Annotated in this window: 20 protein-coding genes and 2 tRNA genes; 17 read left to right on the plus strand and 5 right to left on the minus strand. The window is 41.9% G+C overall.

The window, feature by feature from the left end; all coding sequences use genetic code 11:
- Positions 1 to 175 precede the first annotated feature (175 nt).
- Positions 176 to 1,318, minus strand: a complete 1,143-nt coding sequence (locus tag ACW6QP_RS03300) for an acyl-CoA dehydrogenase (protein WP_457909422.1) — start codon at positions 1,316 to 1,318, stop codon at positions 176 to 178.
- A gap of 93 nt (positions 1,319 to 1,411) precedes the next feature.
- Here ACW6QP_RS03300 and ACW6QP_RS03305 point away from each other — a divergent pair, with 93 nt between their 5' ends.
- The 11 genes from ACW6QP_RS03305 (at position 1,412) to ACW6QP_RS03355 (ending at position 8,530) form a co-directional block, all read left to right on the plus strand.
- The gene (locus tag ACW6QP_RS03305) at positions 1,412 to 2,473 is read left to right on the plus strand and encodes an anhydro-N-acetylmuramic acid kinase (protein WP_457909423.1); all 1,062 of its coding nucleotides are present in this window, start codon (positions 1,412 to 1,414) and stop codon (positions 2,471 to 2,473) included.
- Positions 2,474 to 2,528: 55 nt separating this feature from the next.
- Entirely contained in the window at positions 2,529 to 3,755 is a 1,227-nt protein-coding gene (locus ACW6QP_RS03310) for a Glu/Leu/Phe/Val dehydrogenase dimerization domain-containing protein (RefSeq protein WP_457909424.1), read from the plus strand.
- A gap of 203 nt (positions 3,756 to 3,958) precedes the next feature.
- Complete coding sequence (locus tag ACW6QP_RS03315) at positions 3,959 to 4,660, plus strand: MotA/TolQ/ExbB proton channel family protein (RefSeq protein WP_457909425.1); 702 nt, start codon at positions 3,959 to 3,961, stop codon at positions 4,658 to 4,660.
- A 1-nt stretch (position 4,661) separates the two neighbouring features.
- Complete coding sequence (locus tag ACW6QP_RS03320; RefSeq protein WP_457909426.1) at positions 4,662 to 5,054, plus strand: ExbD/TolR family protein; 393 nt, start codon at positions 4,662 to 4,664, stop codon at positions 5,052 to 5,054.
- 1 nt (position 5,055) lies between these two features.
- Positions 5,056 to 5,877, plus strand: coding sequence for an energy transducer TonB (locus ACW6QP_RS03325; RefSeq protein ID WP_457909427.1), 822 nt, complete (start codon positions 5,056 to 5,058; stop codon positions 5,875 to 5,877).
- 30 nt (positions 5,878 to 5,907) lie between these two features.
- Entirely contained in the window at positions 5,908 to 7,098 is a 1,191-nt protein-coding gene (locus ACW6QP_RS03330) for a bifunctional folylpolyglutamate synthase/dihydrofolate synthase (protein ID WP_457909645.1), read from the plus strand.
- A 99-nt stretch (positions 7,099 to 7,197) separates the two neighbouring features.
- Positions 7,198 to 7,272, plus strand: a tRNA-Val gene (locus ACW6QP_RS03335).
- Between the two features lie 159 nt (positions 7,273 to 7,431).
- Positions 7,432 to 7,506: transfer RNA gene (locus ACW6QP_RS03340), tRNA-Val, on the plus strand.
- Between the two features lie 47 nt (positions 7,507 to 7,553).
- A complete protein-coding gene (locus ACW6QP_RS03345; protein WP_457909428.1) occupies positions 7,554 to 7,805 on the plus strand; it encodes a GIY-YIG nuclease family protein in 252 nt (83 codons plus the stop codon).
- 131 nt (positions 7,806 to 7,936) lie between these two features.
- Positions 7,937 to 8,188 (plus strand): GIY-YIG nuclease family protein, encoded by a 252-nt coding sequence (locus ACW6QP_RS03350; protein WP_457909429.1) that lies wholly within the window; start codon positions 7,937 to 7,939, stop codon positions 8,186 to 8,188.
- A 132-nt stretch (positions 8,189 to 8,320) separates the two neighbouring features.
- Entirely contained in the window at positions 8,321 to 8,530 is a 210-nt protein-coding gene (locus tag ACW6QP_RS03355) for a GIY-YIG nuclease family protein (RefSeq protein ID WP_457909430.1), read from the plus strand.
- Between the two features lie 189 nt (positions 8,531 to 8,719).
- Here the strand turns inward: ACW6QP_RS03355 and ACW6QP_RS03360 are convergent, their stop codons facing one another.
- A complete protein-coding gene (locus ACW6QP_RS03360) occupies positions 8,720 to 9,361 on the minus strand; it encodes a c-type cytochrome (protein WP_457909431.1) in 642 nt (213 codons plus the stop codon).
- An 86-nt stretch (positions 9,362 to 9,447) separates the two neighbouring features.
- Entirely contained in the window at positions 9,448 to 10,275 is an 828-nt protein-coding gene (locus tag ACW6QP_RS03365; protein WP_457909432.1) for a universal stress protein, read from the minus strand.
- A gap of 200 nt (positions 10,276 to 10,475) precedes the next feature.
- Between ACW6QP_RS03365 and ACW6QP_RS03370 the strand changes: the two genes are divergently transcribed.
- The 3 genes from ACW6QP_RS03370 (at position 10,476) to ACW6QP_RS03380 (ending at position 14,563) form a co-directional block, all read left to right on the plus strand.
- The gene (locus tag ACW6QP_RS03370) at positions 10,476 to 10,940 is read left to right on the plus strand and encodes an RNA methyltransferase (protein WP_457909433.1); all 465 of its coding nucleotides are present in this window, start codon (positions 10,476 to 10,478) and stop codon (positions 10,938 to 10,940) included.
- Between the two features lie 65 nt (positions 10,941 to 11,005).
- Positions 11,006 to 12,952 carry a M1 family metallopeptidase gene (locus ACW6QP_RS03375; RefSeq protein ID WP_457909434.1) on the plus strand — a complete coding sequence of 649 codons (1,947 nt, stop codon included), beginning with the start codon at positions 11,006 to 11,008 and terminating at the stop codon, positions 12,950 to 12,952.
- Positions 12,953 to 13,057: 105 nt separating this feature from the next.
- Positions 13,058 to 14,563 (plus strand): carboxypeptidase-like regulatory domain-containing protein, encoded by a 1,506-nt coding sequence (locus ACW6QP_RS03380; RefSeq protein ID WP_457909435.1) that lies wholly within the window; start codon positions 13,058 to 13,060, stop codon positions 14,561 to 14,563.
- Between the two features lie 78 nt (positions 14,564 to 14,641).
- Here ACW6QP_RS03380 and ACW6QP_RS03385 read toward each other — a convergent pair whose 3' ends face one another.
- Positions 14,642 to 16,066: a TonB-dependent receptor gene (locus tag ACW6QP_RS03385; RefSeq protein WP_457909436.1), complete on the minus strand. Its 1,425-nt coding sequence runs from the start codon at positions 16,064 to 16,066 to the stop codon at positions 14,642 to 14,644.
- Positions 16,067 to 16,110: 44 nt separating this feature from the next.
- Positions 16,111 to 17,661 carry a SulP family inorganic anion transporter gene (locus ACW6QP_RS03390; RefSeq protein WP_457909437.1) on the minus strand — a complete coding sequence of 517 codons (1,551 nt, stop codon included), beginning with the start codon at positions 17,659 to 17,661 and terminating at the stop codon, positions 16,111 to 16,113.
- 385 nt (positions 17,662 to 18,046) lie between these two features.
- Between ACW6QP_RS03390 and era the strand changes: the two genes are divergently transcribed.
- From era to ACW6QP_RS03405, 3 genes are all read left to right on the plus strand, one after another.
- Positions 18,047 to 18,928 (plus strand): GTPase Era, encoded by an 882-nt coding sequence (gene era, locus ACW6QP_RS03395; protein WP_457909438.1) that lies wholly within the window; start codon positions 18,047 to 18,049, stop codon positions 18,926 to 18,928.
- 131 nt (positions 18,929 to 19,059) lie between these two features.
- Positions 19,060 to 20,367 (plus strand): ribosome biogenesis GTPase Der, encoded by a 1,308-nt coding sequence (der, locus tag ACW6QP_RS03400; RefSeq protein WP_457909439.1) that lies wholly within the window; start codon positions 19,060 to 19,062, stop codon positions 20,365 to 20,367.
- A gap of 100 nt (positions 20,368 to 20,467) precedes the next feature.
- Positions 20,468 to 23,233 carry an outer membrane beta-barrel protein gene (locus ACW6QP_RS03405; RefSeq protein ID WP_457909440.1) on the plus strand — a complete coding sequence of 922 codons (2,766 nt, stop codon included), beginning with the start codon at positions 20,468 to 20,470 and terminating at the stop codon, positions 23,231 to 23,233.
- The last annotated feature ends 37 nt before the right edge of the window (positions 23,234 to 23,270 follow it).

Raw genomic sequence — 23,270 nt, forward strand, 5'->3', positions numbered from 1 at the left:
AACCTCAAAAAGTTCACTCTAGTACAGTGAGTAGGAACATCCTATTAACTTTTAACCCATAACGAATAACGAAAACATTAACAATGTAAAAACTGCCTAAAGCACGAATAAAAAAAACCGTCTAAAAAAATAGCTTTTTAGACGGCCTCTTAACATAATCTAAGTTGAGCTATTATTAGTCTCTAAGTATGCTTCTTGAGATCACAATTTTTTGAATTTCTGAAGTCCCTTCATAGATCTGGGTGATTTTAGCATCCCTCATTAACCGCTCTACGTGGTATTCTTTTACGTAACCGTTCCCGCCGTGAATTTGCACAGCTTCGGTAGCTACATCCATCGCGGTTTGTGAGGCATAAAGTTTTGCCATAGCACCGCTAAGGTCGTATTCCTTTTTCTGATCTTTATCCCAGGCTGCTTTCATTACCAGGTGCCTGGCAGCTTCTATTGAAGTATGCATATCGGCCAGTTTAAAGGCGATAGCCTGATGATTGCAAATTTCGGTTCCAAAAGCCTTACGCTCTTTTGAGTATTTTTTTGCCAGTTCATAGGCGCCCGAGGCGATTCCTAAAGCCTGGGCGGCAATCCCGATTCTTCCACCCGAAAGGGTTTTCATCGCGAATTTAAATCCGAAGCCATCTTCTCCAATCCTGTTTTCCTTGGGAACTCTCACGTCGTTGAAGTTAAGAGAGTGAGTGTCGCTCCCGCGAATTCCCATTTTTTGTTCTTTTGGTCCGATCTCAAAACCTTCCCAGCCTTTTTCTACTATAAAAGCATTAATTCCTTTATGCTTTTTTTCGCGATGGGTTTGAGCAATTACCAGGAAATAATCGGCAGAACTCCCATTGGTAATCCAGTTTTTGGTTCCGGTAAGGATATAATGGTCGCCATCTTCAATCGCTGTGGTACGCTGTGAAGTGGCATCACTGCCTGCTTCGGGTTCAGAAAGACAAAAAGCGCCCAGCTTTTCGCCAGTGGTAAGCTTTGTGAGATATTTCTCCTTCTGCTCGTGAGAACCATAAGTATCCAGTCCCCAGCAAACCAATGAGTTGTTTACCGACATAACTACTGAAGCGGAAGCATCTATTTTAGAAATTTCTTCCATAGCCAGTACATAAGAAATGGTATCCATACCACCGCCCCCGTACTCGGGTGAAGCCATCATTCCTAAAAACCCTAACTCTCCCATCTTTTTAACCTGTTCTGCAGGGAACTCCTGTTTTTCATCTCTTTCAATTACTCCGGGTAAGAGTTCAGATTTGGCAAAATCGCGGGCTGCATCGCGAATCATTATATGTTCTTCGGTGAGTTGGAAATCCATAATTTGAATATGTTTTAAAAAAAGATAATTTTGGAGACCAAAGATAACTTTTTGATATCTATTTATCAATTCTGATTGATTAATTTTACGAATATGAAAAAAGCGAGCTATAAAGTAATTGGTGTAATGTCGGGAACTTCATTAGATGGAATAGACCTGGCTTATATTAGTTTCGAATTCAAAAATACCTGGAAATATAATATCATAACTGCTCAAACCATTCCCTATCCTTTAAATTGGCAGGAAACCCTGGCCGATGCAGTTCATTTTTCTAAGGAAAGACTCGAAGATTTAGATCAAAAATATACAGCCTATTTGGCCCAGGTGATTTCTAAATTTATTGAAAGTCATCATATAACCGAGGTCGATGCGGTTTGCAGCCACGGCCACACCATAAAACACGAACCACAAAACAAGTATACCCTTCAAATAGGTAATTTGCCAGAACTGGCATATTTGACCAGGCAAAGAGTGGTATGCGATTTCAGGGTGCAGGACGTGGAACTTGGTGGGCAGGGTGCGCCATTAGTACCTATTGGAGATCGCCTTTTGTTTTCAGAATATAAATACTGCCTTAATTTGGGAGGTTTTGCCAATATCTCTACAGAAAGAAAAAACCAGCGCCTGGCTTATGATATTTGTGCGGTAAATACAGTGTTAAATATTTACTCAAAAAAGCTGGGGAAAGAATTCGATGAAGGAGGAAAGCTCGCGGCAAGCGGTGAATTTGATAAAAAGCTCTTTGAAGAATTACAAAGCCTCGATTTTTATAAAAAACAGGCCCCTAAATCTCTGGGGATAGAATGGGTGCAGGCCGAAGTTTTCCCGATTTTGGAAAAATATCCCGATCTCCCTGCTGTTTTACACACCTATTCGAAACATATAGCCAGCCAGATAGCTGCGGCTCTTGACAATGATCCTGAATCCCGCATTTTAGTGACCGGTGGGGGCGCATTCAATACCTTTTTGATGAAGCAAATTAAAGAAGCTTCAGCCTGTCATTTTACCATTCCTTCAAATGAAATTATCGATTTCAAGGAGGCCTTGATCTTCGGCCTTTTGGGAGTATTAAAATTAAGAGGCGAGATAAATGTTTTAAGTTCTGTAACCGGGGCTTCTAAAGATCACTCTTCAGGAGTGATCCACGAAATTTAAAAATTTACATCTAACCCTATATAACTTTATATATTTGCGAAAATTTGAAGCCTAAATGAAAGAATTATTAAAATTATACGAAGAAAAAGCACCCGAAATTGTATTTAACTGGAAAGACCCCGAGACCGATGCCGAGGGCTGGACGGTAATAAATTCCCTGCGAGGTGGTGCAGCAGGCGGGGGAACCCGAATGCGAAAGGGGCTGGATATGAATGAAGTCTTGTCTCTTGCAAAAACAATGGAGGTGAAATTTACTGTTTCGGGACCTGCCATTGGCGGAGCAAAATCGGGGATTAATTTCGACCCTGCCGACCCGCGTAAGAAGGGCGTGCTTGAACGTTGGTATAAAGCGGTATCTCCTTTGCTGAAAAGTTATTACGGCACCGGCGGCGATTTAAATGTAGATGAGATTCACGAAGTAATTCCAATCACTGAAGATTGTGGCGTATGGCACCCCCAGGAAGGGGTTTTTAATGGGCACTTTAAGCCAACCGAAGCCGATAAGATAAATCGCATTGGCCAGCTTAGACAAGGCGTTATCAAGGTGCTGGAAAATTCAAAATTTTCCCCCGATGTTAGTCGTAAGTATACCGTGGCCGATATGATTACAGGCTACGGCGTGGCCGAGGCCGTGCGGCATTATTATGATATTTATGGAGGTGAAATTTCAGAAAAAAAGGCTATAGTTCAGGGCTTCGGAAATGTTGGTTCTGCGGCTGCATTCTACCTGGCTCAAATGGGCGTTAAAATCATAGGAATTATAGATCGCGACGGTGGGCTAATCAATGAAGCCGGTTTCAGTTTTGAAGAAGTACGTGAATTATTTCTTACTAAAGAAGGGAATACCCTAAAGCATCCCGATATGATTTCATTTGATGAGATCAATGAAAAAATCTGGGAGCTCGATGCCGAAATTTTTGCGCCCTGTGCAGCTTCAAGGTTGATCACTAAAGATCAAATCAATAAACTTATTGAGCGAAAACTCGAGGTGATCTCTTCAGGAGCCAATGTGCCTTTCGCCGATAAAGAAATTTTCTTCGGGCCGGTGATGGAGTATACCGATAATAAGGTTAGCGTAATTCCCGATTTTATCGCCAACTGCGGAATGGCCCGGGTGTTCGCATATTTTATGGAAAGAAGAGTTCAAATGACCGATGAAGCTATTTTTAACGATACCTCTATGACGATTAAAAACGCCATCCAAAAAACCTTTGATCATAATAGCAATAAGGTTCAAATAAGCAAAACAGCATTTGAAGTGGCGCTGAAACAGCTGGTATAATAATAATCCAAATATTTATAGGCCCCGCTTTTGGCGGGGCTTTTTTTTTGAAGAAAATCGGTGAAAAGTCCTTGAAGGAGCAGATAAAATTAAAAACCCGGCAGATTTATATTAAGCCCCTTGTGCTGCTGATTATTTTACTAAATTTGGTTTACAATTAAAATGCAATTGTCACGTTAAATAACAAACCCTAAATAATACCTATGCTATACTTTTTTCAGCAGGAAGGCGTTGCCGAAGCCGCCCAGGAGGCAGAACCTGTAGTAGAAGAAAAAACCCTTTCTTTATTTGATCTTATGATGAGCGGTGGCCTGGGAGGCCAGATTATTATTCTCATTCTGTTCATTCTACTCTTTGCGGCCGTATATATTTATTTTGAGCGTTTGTTTGCCATTAAATCGGCCAGCCAGGTCGATAAGAATTTTATGCTGCAAATTAAAGACAGTGTAATGAATGGGAATATCGAATCGGCAAAAATGCGATGTGCGCAAAGCGATTCTCCGGTTGCCCGTCTTACCGAAAAAGGAATTTCCAGAATTGGTAGCCCACTTGAAGACATTAATACTGCCATAGAAAACGCCGGAAGACTGGAAGTGTATAAGCTTGAGAAAAACGTGAGCATACTTGCAACCATCGCCGGTGCCGCGCCTATGATAGGCTTCCTGGGTACTGTGATTGGTATGGTACTTGCTTTCCATGAATTGGCCACCAGCAGTGGGCAAGCTCAAATGGGAGCTCTTGCAGAAGGTATTTATACCGCGATGACCACTACAGTTGCCGGGCTTATAGTTGGTATTATCGCTTATATAGGTTACAACCACCTGGTAGTGAAAACCGATAAGGTAGTGCATCAAATGGAAGCGACCGCAGTTGATTTCCTTGACCTGCTAAACGAACCCGCTTAATATGAATTTAAGAGGTAGAAATAAAGTTAGTCCCGAGTTTAGTATGAGTTCGATGACAGATATAGTTTTTCTGTTATTGATCTTTTTTATGCTAACCTCGCCGGTTATAACTCCCGAAGCCCTGGATTTAATACTTCCGAAGGCTAAGGGAAAAACCACGACCCAACAAAATATTGCAGTGAGTATTACGAAAGACCTGCAATTTTATATCAATGAAGAACGCGTTAGCAATAGCGCACTTGAAAGCAGCTTAAAAGCCAGGTTGGCCAATCAGGAAAACCCTACTATAATTTTAAGGGCTGAAGAAGGAGTGCCAATCGAAAAAGCTGTGAATGTTATGGATATTGCCAACCGCAACAATTATAAAATTGTATTGGCAGTAAAACCCGAATAATATGGCAATGTTAGAAACCAAACACGAAAAAAAATCTTTTACCATCACGGTGGTATTGCACGTGTTATTGATTCTTTTATTGCTTTTCTTCGGATTTAAATATCTCGATCCGCCTCCTGAAAACGGAATCGCTATTAATTTTGGTACTTCTGAAGTGGGCTCTGGTGACAACCAGCCTACCGAACCCGTACAATCTGCACCGCAGCAATCGGCACCCGAACCCGTTTCACAACCCGACCCGGTAGTAGAAGAAGAAGTGGTGACCCAAAATACCGAAGAAGCTCCGGTTATTGAAGAAAAGAAGAAACCGCAGCCCATAAAAAAGGAAACTCCTGAAAAACCAAAGGAGGAACCTCCGGTTGAAAAACCCAAACCCACCCCTGAAAAGTCTACGACCGATGCTCTAAATAGTATTTTCAATGGTCCTGAACGTACAGGTTCTGAATCTGGAGGGGAAGGCGATGATAATGCTGCCGGAGATAAAGGTGATCCCAATGGTGATCCCAATGCCAGTTCTTATTATGGAAATGGGGCCGGGCTCGATGGTGATGGAAATTATCGCCTGGGAGGCCGTCGGGCTTTGAATAAGGAAAAATTTGTACAGGATTGTAATGAATCTGGAATTGTGGTAGTGCGAATTGAAGTAGACCGAAGCGGAAGGGTGATCAATGCTACTCCCGGGGTAAAAGGAACTACAAATGCAGCTTCCTGTCTCACCGATCCTGCCCGTAGAGCTGCTATGGCTACCCGTTTCAATAGCGATGAAAAAGCTCCTTCAAGACAGGTGGGAACTATTATTTATAATTTTAAACTTTCAGAATAGGTGGAGAAGTATAAAAAGACTGTTGAGTGGATGTTTCAGCAGTTGCCTATGTATCAGCGCGTAGGAGCTTCAGCTTTTAAAAAAGATCTTTCCCGTACTCTAAAACTGGCCGAACACCTGGGCCATCCAGAGAATAAATTTAAATCTATTCACGTTGGGGGCACTAACGGAAAAGGCTCGGTGAGCCATATGCTTAGCTCGGTGCTGCAGGAAGCCGGTTACAAGGTAGGCTTGTATACTTCCCCTCATTTAAAGGATTTCAGGGAACGCATCAAGATTAACGGTAGATTTATTCCGAAGAAAAATGTGATCGGGTTCATTGAATCCAACAAGAGTTTTTTAAAAGAAAATAAGTTGTCTTTTTTTGAAATGAGTGTGGGTATGGCCTTCACTTATTTCGCTGAACAAGCTGTCGATATTGCCGTTATTGAAGTAGGGATGGGCGGCAGGCTCGATTCTACAAATATCATCAATCCGCTGGTTTCTGTGATCACGAATATTGGGATGGATCACACGGCCTTCCTGGGGAAAACCCTTAAAGAGATTGCGGGCGAAAAAGCCGGAATTATAAAAAATGAAACTCCCGTGGTAATTGGGGAAAAGCACCGGGAAACCACCCCGGTTTTTAAGAAAGTCGCTGCAGAGAAAAATGCTGAAATTCTTTTCGCCGAAGAGCAGCCGCCGGTAACTTATGCCACCGATCTTAAAGGCAATTACCAGCAAAAGAATTTACAAACCCTAAGCGCTGCGATTCGCGAACTAAGGAAAAAAGGTTTTGAAATTCCTGAAAACTGTGTGGTTAACGGACTTAACAGCGTAAAACTGCACACAGGTTTCCAGGGCCGTTGGGATATATTGCAGGAAAAGCCAAAAGTGATTTGTGATACTGCGCATAATGCTGCAGGGCTTAAAGCTGTATTTGGACAGTTGAAAAAAGAGAAATACAGGCATTTGCATATAATTTTAGGAGTAGCCAGCGACAAAGACCTGGATAAAATCCTGCCGATTTTTCCCAAAAAAGCCAAATATTATTTCGCCAAACCCGATGTACCCCGGGGTATGGATGTGAAAATTTTGTCTTCCAGGGCCGGTGAGTTTGGGCTGGAAGGCAGGGCATACCATTCGGTTTCAGAAGCTTATGAGGCGGCTCTGGAGGTCGCCTTAGATGAAGACCTGGTTTTTGTGGGAGGCAGCAATTTTACAGTGGCTGAAATTCTATGATTTTTTTATTTTTTTCTTGGCGCAATTCAAAAAACTAGTATATATTTGCATCCGCATTCAAGAACAGGTGCAGCCTGGTCTTAGATTTATTGAAATTTCGGGCGCGTAGCTCAGTTGGTTCAGAGCACTTGGTTTACACCCAAGGGGTCAGGGGTTCGAATCCCTTCGCGCCCACAAGCATTGAAAGGCTTCCGAAATGAAGGAGGCCTTTTTTAATGAAATTTCAGGATTGTTCCTGTAAATGTTCACCTTATTGAAATTTCGGGCGCGTAGCTCATCCCGATAGCTATCGGGAGGTTCAGAGCACTTGTTCAGAAATATATTGAAATTTAAGGGCGCGTAGCTCAGTTGGTTCAGAGCACTTGGTTTACACCCAAGGGGTCAGGGGTTCGAATCCCTTCGCGCCCACAACCTTCCCCAAATCCCCAAGGCTTACCTGCTTCAGGGATTTTTTTATGTCAGAATTCTACGTTTATATTCTTTATTCTAAGAGCCTGGATAGGTATTATATAGGTTCCAGTCATAACGTTGAGACTCGTTTTGTGAAACGTCTCCAGAGCAAAAAAGGTTTTACTTCAAAGGCTAAGGATTGGGAGATAGTATATTCTGAAAATTTTGATTCAAGGGACCTTGCATTACGGCGGGAATTACAGATAAAAAAATGGAAAAGCCGCGTGATGATTGAAAAATTGATTGCTGCCGGCTGATAGTAGTTCAGAGCATCCCGATTTTACATCGGGAGAGTCAGGGGTTTCCCGTCCCGATAATTATCGGGATACTTCGGGACGCCCACAACCTTCCCCAAATCTCAAAGCTTACCGGCTTTAGGGATTTTTTTATGTCAGAATTCTACATTTATATTCTTTATTCTAAGAGCCTGGATAGATATTATATAGGTTCCAGTCATAATGTTGAGATTCGTTTTGTGAAACATCTCCAGAGCAAAAAAGGTTTTACTTCAAAGGCTAAGGATTGGGCAATAGTATATTCTGAAAATTTTACTTCAAGAACGCTGGCTGTTCGTCGAGAGTTACAGATTAAAAAGTGGAAAAGCCGCGTGATGATTGAAAAATTGATTGCTGCCGGCTGATAGTTGGTTTAGAGCATCCCGATTTTACATCGGGAGAGTCAGGGGTTTCCCGTCCCGATAATTATCGGGATACTTCGGGACGCCTACAACCTTTCCCAAACCCCAAAGTTTACCTGCTTCAGGGATTTTTTTATGTCAGAATTCTACGTTTATATTCTTTATTCCAGGACTCTGGATAGGTATTATATAGGTTCCAGTCATAACGTTGAGACTCGTTTTGTGAAACATCTCCAGAGCACAAAAGGTTTTACTTCAAAGGCCAGGGATTGGGGAATAGTATATTCTGAAAATTTTAATGCAAGGGACCTTGCTTTGCGGCGGGAATTACAGATCAAAAAATGAAAAAGCCGCGTGATGATTGAAAAATTGATTGCTGCCGGCTGATAGTAGTCAGAGCATCCCGATTTTACATCGGGAGAGTCAGGGGTTTCCCGTCCCGATAATTATCGGGATACTTTGGGACGCCCACAACCTTCCCCAAATCCCAAAGCTTACTTGCTTCAGGGATTTTTTTATGTCAGAATTTTAGATTTATCGCGCTGCGGTTTGGGTGCGAGCCAGGCTGTCTAATTGATTGGGTGGGATGGGAGCTGGTACTGCATTGTCTACCGGGTTGGTGCTTTTGAGATATTCGAACATATCTCTCAAGTCTTCTTCTTTTGCATTTTTAAAAATTTCCCAGGGCATTGGGGGAAGTAAGTCCCTGCCATTAGGTTGGCCCTTTAATTTTCCTTCGGTAAGAGCCCGCTTGAAATTTTCAAATTTCCAGGTGCCTATGCCTGTTTCGTGAGAGGTGAGATTGGCTGCATAAGATACTCCCCAGGGGCCTGCGGCGGCAGTAAGATCGGGCGTGATGAGCATCCATCCTTTATCCAGAGCATCTTTACTCATAGGCGGGAGCTGGCTGCCTTCCTGGTGACCCGATAGCAACCTTTCACCAATTAATTCTGGGCCGCGTTCTCCCATTTTCTTGGGACTGTGACAATCGTGGCACCCCATCATGGTTATCAAATATTCTCCCCGCTTTATACGCTCTTCTTTAGTAAGGGAATCCTTAGTGGCGTTTTTTTCAGGAACATCATCATAACTTGTCTCCTTATCCTTACAGGAAAATAAAAGGCTAAAACATACAAAAAATAAGGGTAGGCGAAAATAATAGAATATTCTTCTCATATTTCTGATTTTTAATTGGTTGGAATAAATCTCCAAATTAATTAAAAATCAAAATCTGCGGTATCGGGATTTTCCCCCAATTCAATTCAGCTATGCACGCTTAAAACCGGAATATCAAAATTATTTATTACACTCTCGGTGATACCGGAACTAAAGAGATTCAGGAATGCCGAGCGACTATGGGTAACCACCCCAACAATGCCGGGATCTATATCGCCAATACTCATTCCTATACCCCTATCCTCATTGTTGGCATTGATGATATGCTTTCTGATTTCAAAGTCGGTATAGGTTTCAGTAAAATTATTGATGAGTCTCTTAATTTGCAGGCTTTCCTGAAAATTGAAAGGTACGTTCACGTAAACCAGATCAATTTCCAGTTTCAGTTTTCGGGCTAATTCAATTAGTTTATTAAAGCCCATTTTTGATTTCTCCTGGAAATCGGTAGCGATGAGCATACGTTTTAGCGAGCTAATTGGTTTATCATGTTTTTTGATGGCGAGAACAGGAACTTTTGAATGCCGCAATACCTTTTGCGTATTGGTGCCCAGAATTTTTTCAAGGCCCTTTTCACCGTGGGTGCCCATAATCACCATTTCATATAAACTCTCTTTAATATACCTGGGCAGATCCTCGACCTCGGTATTATAAACCAACATAGAATTTGCTTCAATACCATCTTTTTCTGCGCGGCGCTCCAGCTGGTGCAAAGCATCTTTGGCATCAGAGATTCGTTCCCGAATTTCCGGATAAAGCTTTTCCTTTTCGGGCGGAAGTTTTTCCCAGTCTAATGGGATGGAAATGAGATGCAGGAAGCAAACTTCAGTCTTAAGTAATTTTGCAATTTCAACCCCATAATGTGCAGCGTGAGTAGCGGTTTCTGAAAAATCGGTGGGTATAAGTATGCGTTTCATTTTCGACCTGATTTAGATGAATTGCCTAAATATTAATCTGAATTAATGCCAGCACTAAGATGCTCCGCAAAATTTTTGATTAACAATTAAATTTAATCCGCATTTCAGTAAAAATGTATGACCAATATCAATCTTGACAAAAATGCGGTAAAACCCCTGAAACTTTGCTTTCAGAAATTGAAACTTCTAAATTTGTCGCGATGGAAACAGATAATTTAAAGCAAGGCTTCTTCGGAATTGGGATCCAAAACGGGAAAACCCCTGAAAACCTTGGAGTTTTATGGAGGTCTGCCCAGAATATGGGAGCCAGTTTTATTTTTACGATAGGTAATCGCTACGAAAAACAGGCCTGTGATACCCATAAAGCTGTGGGAGCAATGCCTTATTTTCATTATAAAGATTTTGAAGATTTCTACAGGCATCTTCCAAAAGGCGCAATGTTGGTTGGGGTAGAATTAACCGAAAACGCCCAGCCTCTGGAAAGTTTCAAACATCCCCGGCGCTGTGTTTATCTACTGGGAGCCGAAGATCACGGGCTTTCTCATCAGGCCATTGAAAAAGCGCATCATTTGGTTAAATTTCGCTCTAAATTGAGTTTAAATGTATCGGTAGCCGGCAGTATAGTCATGTACGATCGCGGCCTCAAAACCGAATTCTCCACATAGACTGCGTTCTTGTTTATTAGCGGGCTTTCATTAAATTAGCGGGAATTTAAATTAAACCTTATCTAATGAAGAGCTTTTCTAGACTTTTGTTGTCTTTTGCGGTGGCTGGCCTGTGCAGTTTTTCCGTAAATGCACAACAGCCCGTGGAAAACAACCAGGGCGATTTTGATGAATTTATGGATCGCAGCGGGAATCGATACCGCTCGGCTTCAGGAAAACCAGGCCCCGATTATTGGCAAAACGAAACCGACTATCAAATTGAAGCTACTCTAAATGAAGAGGAGCATAAACTTAGCGGGAGAATTACCCTTACCTATACCAACAACAGCCCCGAGGCTTTGGATTTTATCTGGATGCATTTGGAGCAAAATCGTTTTACCGAAGATTCCAGAGGAACTTTAACCACTCCTATCCAGGGGAATCGATATAATGGCGACATAGATGGAGGTTACAGTATTTCTAATCTGGAAGCTAAAGTTAGAAGAAGTAACTCTAATAAATATCTCATCAACGACACCCGTATGCAGGTGTTTTTCGATGAGCCTATTCCGGCCAATGGCGGGAAAGCTACAGTTTCTATGAATTTTGAATACAAAATTCCTGTAGAAGGAATGGATAGAATGGGAAGACTCGATGTAGAAGACGGTACCATTTACGCAATGGCTCAATGGTTCCCCAGAGCTGCCGTATTTGATGACGTAGAGGGCTGGAATATTGAACCTTATCTGGGTGCCGGTGAATTCTATCTCAACTACGGCGACTATGATTATAAAATTACTGCTCCTGCCAGCCATATTGTGGTGGCTTCAGGAACACTTCAAAACCCGAGACAGGTACTTTCTTCCACAGTGAGAGAAAGATGGCAGAGAGCTCACGAGAGCGATTCAACTGTATACCTTATTCGTCCAGAAGAAGTTAATGATATGTCACTTCGCGCTAAGCAGGAAGGTACCTTAACCTGGCACTATAAAATTGAAAATGCCCGTGATGTGGCCTTTGGTTCTTCAAAAGCTTTTATTTGGGATGCTGCCCGAATTAACCTTCCCAGCGGGAAAAAAGCTTTGGCACAATCGGCTTATCCTAAAGAAAGCGACGGGCAGGAAGCCTGGGGAAGAAGTACCGAATATTCTAAAGCTTCAGTAGAACATTATTCTGAAAGATGGTTCGAATATCCCTATGGAGGTGCGGTTAACGTCGCTGCTGATATAGGAGGTATGGAGTATCCCGGACTTAACTTCTGCGGATGGCAGAGCACCGGAGCCTCTCTATGGGGTGTAACCGATCACGAATTTGGACACAACTGGTTTCCAATGATTGTGGGTAGCAACGAAAGAAGATATGCCTGGATGGATGAAGGATTTAATACGTTTATCAATCATTACAGTACCTTAGAATTCAATGACGGTGAATATCCTTCCAGATTAAACCAAACCCGTAATATGACTGGCTGGTTTACCAGCGAGCAGCGAGAAGGTATCGATACCTATCCCGATGTTACCAATCTTAGAAATCTTGGGATGACGGCTTATTATAAACCTGCTATCGGACTTTTATTACTTCGCGAATACATCCTTGGCGAAGAAAGGTTCGATAATGCCTTTAAATCCTATATCCAGAGCTGGGCCTACAAGCATCCTCAACCGGCCGATTTCTTTAATCATATGGAAAATGTTGCCGGCGAAAACCTTAACTGGTTCTTTAAAGGATGGTTCTATGGTACCGGGAATATAGACCTGGCGATCTCTGGAGTACAGGAATACCAGGGGAATTATGTGATCTCTTTAGCGAATCGCGGTGAAATTCCTATGCCCGTAAAAATGGAAATCACCTATGCCGATGATTCTTCTGAAGTGCTTACACTTCCCGTTGAGATCTGGCAGCGAGGCGATACCTGGAATTATTTACACCGAAGCGATAAGGAGATTCAAAGCGTAGAGCTTGATCCCGACAAATTGCTTCCCGATGTGAATTTCTCTAACGATGCCTGGCCAAATAGTTTCTATAGAAACTAAGCCGAAATTTTATCAAAATATTAAAAAGAGCCTGAGTAAAATCAGGCTTTTTTTATGCCTTCACGTAACAATATTCCCGAAATTTAGTCTTCTAATAAAAGCTATATGCAAAAGCTCATTTTAGGTATCCTGTTTCTTCTTTTAAGCCAGGTGCTGTTTTCTCAAAATTTTGCCTCCAGGCTGCTAGACGCTAAAACCGGCGAGCCATTGAGCTATGCCACTGTGCAATATGCTCCCAATCGGGGCGTGGTGACAAGTGAAGAAGGGTATTTTAATTTTTCGGCTGAATTAAAAGCAGGGGATACCCTTAAAATATCCAGTTTGGGGTATGAAAGCCTTGATTTTATTCTGAAAGAAAATCTACCAGAAAGCATTCTACTCAACCAAAAGGAGGTCGAGCTGTCTGATGTTTTCCTGTCCAATAAACTTTTAAATGCTTCTGAAATCATAGAAAAAGTAAGGGCCGGGATTGCCTCAAATTATCGAAACGACTATTCCCGGCAACGCTACTTCTTTAGGGAGTCGCGAATTACCAGTATGCGGCAATTTCAGTTAAAGGTGAAAGAGAGCAGCATCCCAGAATTGGATCAAAATCTGATGAACCGTATTGTAAATAGCGTTCCCAATATGACCGATTCTTATAAGGAAGTTCTAGGCGATTTATATGGGAGTTATGAAACTCAAAAAATTCAGCCTCTTCGGGGAGCTAGTTTATACAACCCGCAGGCGCTGGAAGATATTTCTGAACTCAGCGAAAAATTGCAGGGAATTCTTCAGCAGAATTTAAAAAGCGATTCATTTTTAAAAATCAAATCGGGTCTTGTAGGGGTAAAAGTAGACGCCGAGGAGTTCACCAACGATCTTGCTGAAGAAACCCGTGAAAAAACTCCTGAAGAATTGGCAAAAGAACAGCTTGAAAAGCAAAAAAGACTGCTGGGTAGCTCGAATTCCCGTATCCAGGATTTGTTTAAAAATATGTTCTGGAAAAAAGATATAGGCCTGGATCTTTTTGAGAAAACCAGGAAATATGAATTAAATCTTGAGGGAGTGAGCAGTTTTGGTGACGCAATCGTATATGTGATCGATTTTAAGCCTAAACGCGGCGCAGATTTTCGCGGAAAAATCTATGTAGATATCGAAGATTTTGGAGTTCATCGGTTGGATTATGAAAATGTAAAGGCTTTAAAGAGCTTTAAACTCTTTGGTATTAGCAAAAGAAATGATGTTTTTCGCGGAAAGATGATTTTTGCTAAAACCCAAACCGGTTACCTGCCGAAATTCCTTGAACTTGAAAAAGGCGAGAGTTATGGTGTGGATCGACCTTTGAAAATCATAGAAAAGAATAAAAATGTAAAAGGTCGCCGCAAACAAAATGAGCTTGATCTTGATGTGATTGTAAATTCAGGACAGCGCAGGAAATTTCAATTGGTGATTTTTGAGCAACAGCCTTTAGATAAAGCGGGGTTTAGCAATTTTAAACCTTCAGGAGATTTTGATTTTAAAACCTTTATAAGGTACAACCCCGGGTTTTGGGAAGGCTATAATATCATAGAGCCCAATGCGGCGATAAAATCGTTTTCAGCCGCAGAAGGCGATTTGCTGCTAAATTAAATTTGACCTGTTTTTTTGGCAAATTTATCACTAAAAAAAGGCCCTGGACTTATCAGCTTACCAGGGCCTTTTAGATAATTATTTTCTGAAGAGATCTTTTTCCTTGATCATTTTTGCAGTGGTTTCCGGGATCATTTCTTCCCAGCCACTTTCTCCGTTTTTAATCATTTGATGAACGGTTCTGGAGTGAATATCCAGGGTTTCCGGTTCGTAATCTGTAATATCTACTACCCGGCCATTGTCTTTAAAGTATTTGTACAACTCCTTCATTCGGGGATGCACCTTTAAGTTATCACTGGTAATCACCTCGCCGGTTTTTTCATCCTTCAACGGATATAGATAAATTTTCAGGTTTTTGAAGAATAATTTTCCGAAGGCCTCGAGTATGCCCCCGCTTAAATGGCGATAGTATTTCTCGTCAAAAATATCTACCAGGGTATTAACTCCCATTGTAAGCCCCATACGCTCTTTGGTGTGTTGCGAAAAATACTCTACCACCTTATAATACTCCTGGAAGTTGGAAATCATCACCGTTTGACCCAGCGAACAGAGCAAATCGGCACGGTCAAGAAAATCTTTTTCATCTATTTCTCCTTCCGACTTTAAATTGTTGAGCGTAATTTCGAAAATCACCGTGATATTGTCTTTTTCCACCTTGCGTTCATTTTCGAAAAGTTTAAGAGACTTCTCGTACATGCTCATATTCACTTTGGTAACGGGTCTAAAGCTTCCGCGCAGAGTGAGAATATTTTTCTTGTATAAAATATTGGCAGGTAGAATATTATTTCCGTCAGGGCCAAACATCACGGCCTCGGTAATTCCGTTTTTTACCAGTTCCAGACTCATAAGCCGGTTGTCTACTTCTTTAAAAGCAGGGCCGGTAAAGTTGATTGAGTCAATTTCTATCTTATCGGTTGAGAGATGATCAAATAAATGTTTGAGCAAGTTTTTGGGATTGTCAAAATGGTAAAAAGCCCCGTAAATTAAATTTACTCCTAAGATGCCCAGGCTAATTTGCTGTTGCGCTGCATTGTTTTCGTGAAACTGCACGTGCAGTAAAATTTCACTGTATTCTTCTTTGGGTTTGGTTTGGAAACGTATGCCCAGCCACCCGTGACCTTTATATTTTTTAGCCCAATCTATGGTGGCAACGGTATTGGAATAACTAAAGAAAAGTTTGTTGGGGTGCTTTTGACGGGAGATGCGTTCTTCGATGAGTTTGGTCTCGTAGCGCAACATCGCTTTTAGCCTGTCTAAAGTCACATATCTTCCGTCATTTTGAATGCCGTAAATAGCGTCGCTAAAATCTTTATCGTAGGCGCTTAAGGTTTTCGCTACGGTTCCAGAAGCCCCGCCTGAACGAAAAAAATGGCGCACGGTTTCCTGCCCGGCGCCAATTTCAGCAAATGTTCCATAAATATTCTCGTTGAGATTTATTCGCAGGGTTTTATTTTGTATTGAGGTTACCTCTTCAAACTGCTTATCTCCTTCTATAATACTCATTCGTAGGTGTGGTTTTAAATTCACCCATAAATTTACTTATATTTTTAGGAAGTTTTTAGCCTATCGGTCACAACTTTGTAAGTTGGATCTTCCAGGATATTCACTTCAATAATGGCATCGGCCTTAGCTAACAAGGCTCTACAGTCGTTGCTTAAATGTCTTAAGTGCAGGGTCTTTCCTTGTTTGTGATAGCGCTCGGTAAGTTTGTTCACCGCTTCAATTCCCGACATATCTACGATACGGCTTTCAGAAAAATCGATTACCACTTCTTTGGGGTCGTTCAAAACTTCGAATTTATCATTAAAAGCCTGTACCGAACCAAAAAACAAAGGGCCATAAATTTCATAATGTTTTACGCCTTCTTCATCTATTCTTTTCCTGGCACGAATTCTTTTGGCATTATCCCAGGCGAAAACCAGTGCCGAAATGATTACTCCTATAAGCACTGCCAGGGCCAGGTTATGAAGAAATACCGTTACTAGAGTAACCAGAACCATTACCAGGATATCAGATTTTGGCATTCTACGAAAAGTTCTCAAACTGGCCCACTCAAAAGTTCCAACTGCCACCATGATCATTACCCCCGTAAGGGCTGCCATTGGGAGCTGTTCAATCAAATCGGCGCCGAACATAATAAATACCAGCAGCATTACCGCTGCCACAATCCCCGAAAGTCTTGCGCGGGCACCTGATGATACGTTGATAAGGCTTTGGCCAAGCATTGCGCAACCTCCCATTCCAGAGAAGAAACCAGAAAGCACGTTTGCAGTTCCCTGGGCTACACATTCCTTATTCCCGCTACCGCGGGTTTCGGTGATCTCGTCTACAATATTAAGAGTTAATAAACTCTCGATTAAACCCACCCCGGCCATAATCCCGGCATAGGGGAGAATCAGCATAAAAGTGTCAAGATTTACCGGCACCATAGGGATATGAAAAGGAGGAAAGCCACCATTTATCGAGGCAATATCTCCTACGGTTTTGGTATCCAGACCAAATGCAGCGACTATTCCAAATACGGCCAGGATTGCCACAAGCGAGGATGGAACTGCACGGGTTAATTTGGGGAGACCCCAAATTATGGCGATAGCTATTATAACCAGCCCAAGAAAAATGTACATCGGATTTCCAGTCATCCATTCCAGTTCTCCGGCTGCATTGAGTACCTTAAACTGGTCTAATTGCGACATAAATATGATGATAGCCAAACCATTTACAAAACCGAAAATCACCGAATGCGGTACCAGTCTTATAAGTTTACCCAGGCGTAAGACTCCTGCCAGTACCTGGATAATTCCGGCCAGTACCACGGTGGCAAAGACATATTCGGGACCGTGTGAGGCGGCAAGGGAAACAATTACCACGGCAACGGCCCCGGTAGCTCCCGAGATCATCCCAGGGCGACCTCCCAGTATTGCGGTAACCAGTCCCATCACAAAGGCGGCGTACAAACCGGTTAGGGGAGATAAACCTGCGATTAAGGCAAAGGCAACGGCTTCAGGAATTAAAGCCAGGGCCACGGTTAATCCTGCCAGGACTTCGGTTTTGTAATTAACTTTTTGTGAAAAATCAAATAGGTTGAAAATCTTTTTCATCTGAAAAGGTTTTTAAAAAAATGTAAAATGAATAGTACGCTGTAAAAGCGTGGAAAGAATATTTGAGCAGGAGGAGGCAATGACTGCCTAGGGCGGAGTAAGGGGTGCCGATATGTACTTTCTTCCGTGCTTCATAAGAGCGGGCAAATTTAGAATATTCTTTTTTAAGTCAAAGCCTTAACTCAATTAGTTTTCCATTTTTAAGGAATTGACAGTCAGAACCCCTTTAAGTTTTTTATTCCTTATAATAAGAAGCTTAATTGTTTGAATATCAGAATTTTGCAAAAAGCTTTTCGTTGGCTAATCCATCTTGTCTATAATTTAAAAAACCCGCTGAAGCCTATTTTTCTTCTTCGTACTTTTGTAGCCAGAAAAGAATTGAAATATGGCACATAAGGCAGGTTTTGTAAATATTATAGGGAATCCCAATGTGGGGAAATCTACACTAATGAATGCTTTTGTAGGCGAAAAACTATCGATTATCACCTCAAAGGCTCAAACCACACGTCACCGTATTCTGGGGATTGTGAATGGGGAAGATTTCCAGGTGATTTTAAGCGATACCCCGGGAATTATAAAACCGGCTTACCAGCTACAGGAGGCGATGATGGATTTTGTGAAATCGGCTTTTGAAGATGCAGATGTGCTGGTATATATGGTCGAGGTGGGCGAAAAGGAATTGAAAGACGAAGCCTTTTTTGCAAAAATCACCAATGCCAGTATTCCCGTGTTGTTGTTGGTAAACAAAATCGATAAATCCAATCAGCAGGAATTGGAAACCTATATGGAACTTTGGAAAGACAAGGTTCCTAACGCCGAGATCTTCCCAATTTCGGCTACCGAAGGTTTTAATGTGGCCGAAGTATTTGGTCGCATCGTCGAACTTCTGCCCGAATCTCCTGCTTTTTATCCTAAAGATACACTTACCGATAAGCCTGAACGCTTTTTTGTGAACGAGATTATTCGTGAGAAAATCCTGCTGCATTATAAAAAGGAGATCCCATATTCCGTAGAGATCGATACCCAGGAGTTTTTCGAGGAAGATGAGATTATTCGTATGCGCAGCGTAATTATGGTAGAGCGCGACACTCAAAAAGGCATTATTATAGGTCATAAAGGCTCGGCCCTGAAAAGAGTTGGAGTGGAGGCCCGAAAAGATCTCGAAAAGTTCTTCGGAAAACAGGTGCACCTGGAACTTTATGTAAAGGTGAACAAAAACTGGAGAAGCGACCAGCGTCAGCTAAAACGCTTCGGTTATAACGATTAATTTTTCTTCGGAAGTTTTCTTCATCATATCTGAAGTCGGCCAGCGAAATTTCAGCAATAAAATTGCGCCTGAAGCTTTCTCGTTAAACCCGATTTTTTACACTAATTTTGCAACCTGAAAAGAAGTAAGTTATGGGCAATATTGTTGCTATTGTAGGAAGACCCAATGTAGGAAAATCTACCTTTTTTAATCGCCTTATCCAACGCCGCGAGGCCATTGTAGATTCGGTGAGCGGGGTAACCCGTGATCGACATTATGGCAAAACCGACTGGAACGGAAAAAAATTCTCTCTTATCGATACCGGGGGTTATGTAAAAGGCAGCGACGATATTTTTGAAAATGAAATCGACCGCCAGGTAGAATTGGCCATAGACGAGGCCGATGCTATCATTTTTATGGTAGATGTTGAAAATGGCGTAACGCCAATGGATGAAGATGTAGCTAAATTACTTCGTAAAGTCGATAAGCCAATTCTTCTTGCCGTAAATAAAGTTGATAACAACAAACGCCTGGAAAATGCGGTTGAATTCTACTCCCTGGGCCTTGGAGAGTATTTTCCAATAGCCAGTACCAATGGTAGCGGAACAGGAGACCTGCTCGATGCCCTGGTAGAAGCCCTGCCCGAGGTAGAAGATGAAGACGATTCAGAACTACCAAGATTTGCGGTGGTGGGACGTCCCAATGCCGGGAAGTCTTCCTTTATCAATGCACTTATTGGCGAGGAGCGGTATATAGTAACCGATATCGCCGGGACCACCAGGGATTCGATGGACACCAAATACAATCGCTTTGGTTTTGAATTTAACCTGGTAGATACCGCCGGGATTCGTAGAAAATCGAAGGTAAAGGAAAACCTGGAGTTTTATTCGGTGATGCGCTCGGTGCGTGCTATCGAAAACTGTGATGTTTGCTTGGTGGTTTTAGACGCCACCCGTGGCTTCGATGGCCAGGTGCAAAACATTTTCTGGTTGGCCGAAAGAAATAAGAAAGGAATCGTAATCCTTGTAAATAAATGGGATTTGGTTGAAAATAAGGAAACCAACACCATGAAAGAATATGAAGCCGCTATAAGAAGGGAAATCGAGCCTTTTACCGATGTGCCGATTATCTTTATGTCGGTACTTACCAAACAGCGTATTTTTAAAGCGATCGAAACCGCGGTAAAGGTTTTTGAAAACCGAAGCCGTAAAATAAAAACCAGGGAGCTAAATGATGTGATGCTTCCAATTATTGAGAATAATCCGCCGCCGGCTTATAAGGGCAAGTATGTAAAGATTAAATTCTGTATGCAATTGCCAACTCCCCAACCTCAATTTGCATTTTTCTGTAACTTACCGCAATACGTGCGGGAGCCTTACAGGCGCTATGTTGAAAATCAATTAAGGTCACAATTCGATTTTACCGGGGTGCCCATCGACGTTTATTTCAGAAAAAAATAAATTAAGCCTTAAACCTTGTAACAAATTTGGAGTCTAACTACTAATATAGTTGGAAAGGCAGAATGCTGCCTTATATTTTTAATCTTAACTCCAAATCTAAATGAGAATTCTCTTCTCTCTGTTCCTGCTTTTTCTAAGCACCAGTGTTTTTGCGCAAAATTTTGAAATCTCCGGAAAAGTTACCGACCCCGACGGGGCTCCGCTCGAATCGGCGACCGTATATCTCGAAAAACCAGCCGATAGCAGTTTGGTGACCTATACCATTTCTGATAAAAGCGGAAATTTCACCCTTTCAGCAAAGACTGAAGCTCCCGAGGTAAACCTTATGATTTCCTATGCCGGGTTTAATACCTATAGTCAAACATTATCTTCAGAAAATAATAATCTGGGCAATATCCAGCTGAAAATAGCCGATAACAGTTTGGGCGAAATCACTCTTACCGGGAACCGCGCACCGGTAACCATCAAAAAGGATACGCTTGAATTTAATGCTGCGTCTTTTAAAACCCGTGAAGATGCCAATCTTGAAGAATTGCTAAAACAGCTTCCGGGAGTGGAAGTCGCTACCGATGGGAGCATCACTGTAAATGGTACTCCGGTTTCCCAGATCAAGGTAAACGGCAAGGAGTTCTTTGGAGATGACCCGCAAATCGCCACCAAAAACCTTCCGAAGGAATTGATCAACAAGATACAGGTGGTAGACAGCAAAACCCGATCTGAAGAATTTACCGGCAAAGAAGGCGATTCAGAAAACCGAACCATAAATATCACTATAGACGAAGACAAAAACCGGGGGTATTTTTCCAGGCTTACCGCCGGGGCAGGCACCGATGATCGCTACGAATTAAGCGGAATTGCCAATTATTTTAAAAATGAAACCCGGGTAAGCGTTCTCGCCAGTTCCAATAACATTAATTCCTCTGGATTTAGTTTCGATGAGGTTTATGACGCGATGGGTAGAAATGCCTATTCTATTACCCGAAATCGAAATGGCGCTTTTAGCATTAACGGAAACGACTTTGGCAATACCAACGGGATTACCCGAAGCGATAATGCCGGGTTTAGTTTCGTACACGAATGGCCCGATAAAACCGAAATTTCTACCAATTATTTTTACAACCGTGCCGATAACCAAACGGCCAGCATCACCGAACGGGAAAATATTTTGCCAGACAGGCATTTCTTCAATAATTCAACTTCTGAAGGAACCCGGGTTAATGATAATCATAGGTTTAACCTGGCTTTTGAAATTCATCCCGATACCCTTACCCGAATTTCGGTGCGTCCAAATTTAGTGGCTAATAATGGGAGGTCTTCCAATCAATCTTTTACCGAATCTGTAGAGGCCGATGGGACGCCCATAAACACCGCCCTTACCGATAATTTTTCGCAGGTGAATTCGATGAATTTTTCGAATAATCTTTATGTAACCCGAAAATTTGGAAGCAATGGAGGCTATTATAGTTTAGGTTTTAGAAACCAGAACAATCGCCGGGACCAGGATAATAATTTCTATTCTGAAAGGGAAATTTTTGACGGGCAGGGGAATCCTGTGGAAACCCAAATTCAGGATCAGTTAATTTCTGAAGACAATCGCAGCGATAATTATAGTTTGGATCTCTCGAGCCGAATTCCGCTTACCGATAAATTAATGCTGGATCTCAGTTATAATTTTTCAAAGGAGGATGGACGAAACGAGCGTTTGGTGTATGATGCCACCGGGAATGGGGAATATGAAAACCTCATCGACGAATTGAGCAACGATTTTCAAAGTGAGAGTTTTAATCATAATCCCAGCGCCGGTTTAGCCTATAATGGTGAAAAATTAAGAGCTACGGTTTCAGGAGGATTTCAGAGTATTCGATTAAAAAACGAAGATTTATTTACGCAAACCAGTATCGATAATACCTACAATAACTTTTTCAACAGAGTATTCTTCAGGTACAGTATGGGACAGGGAAAGACCTTGTTTTTCAACTATAACAATAGCTGGGATACCCCATCCTTAACGCAGCTTCAGCCGGTGACCAATACGATTAATCCTTTGAATATAGTAACCGGTAACCCCGAATTACGGCCGTCTTTAAGGCATCGTTTTTACTTTAATTTCAATAATTACGACTTTAAAACCCGCAGCGGATTCTACGCTTATATGGGAGGAAGTTTGGTAGACGACCAGGTGGTGACCATTTCTAATGTAGGCGAAGACCTGGTGCGGGAAACCACCTACACCAACCTTGATGGAGCCTATGATTTTTACGGGGGACTTAGCGGGGATAAAACCTTTAAATTCGAGAATGGAAATTCAGTTAAAATGAGAGGTGGTTTTAATGGAAACTTCCGAAGAAATATTGGATTTACCAATGGCCAGGAATTTTCTTCAAGAACTTTCAGTTTAACCCCAAACCTGGGCGTTGAGTATAGTCTGGGTGAAATTTTAACCATAGAGCCATTTTATTCTATGGAAATTGTTGACGCGACTTATAGCATTAATAACAACCGGGAAGAGAATTTTATCAATCACAGGGCTTCATTGGCCATCACCTCTTTTTGGCCTGAAGATTTTGTCTTCGGAAGTGATATTTCCTATAACTATATAGGTAATGCGGCCCCCGGTTTTCAGAATTCCTTTTACCTGTGGAATGCAAGTTTAGGTTACAAACTCCTGGGAGACGACGGAATTCTAAAAGTGAAAGTATTCGATTTACTTGATCAAAACGTGGCAACCCGAAGATTTACCGGAGACGACTTTATACAGGATACCCAGGAACTGGTATTACAACAATATTTTATGCTGAGCTTTACCTATAAGTTTAGCAAATTCGGTGGGAAAGATCCCAATCAAAACAACCGGGGAAGATTTTAATTAGATGCCTGAATATGCCAAAATTCCCTCCCTTACC

The sequence above is a fragment of the Salegentibacter haimaensis genome, from assembly GCF_054121495.1.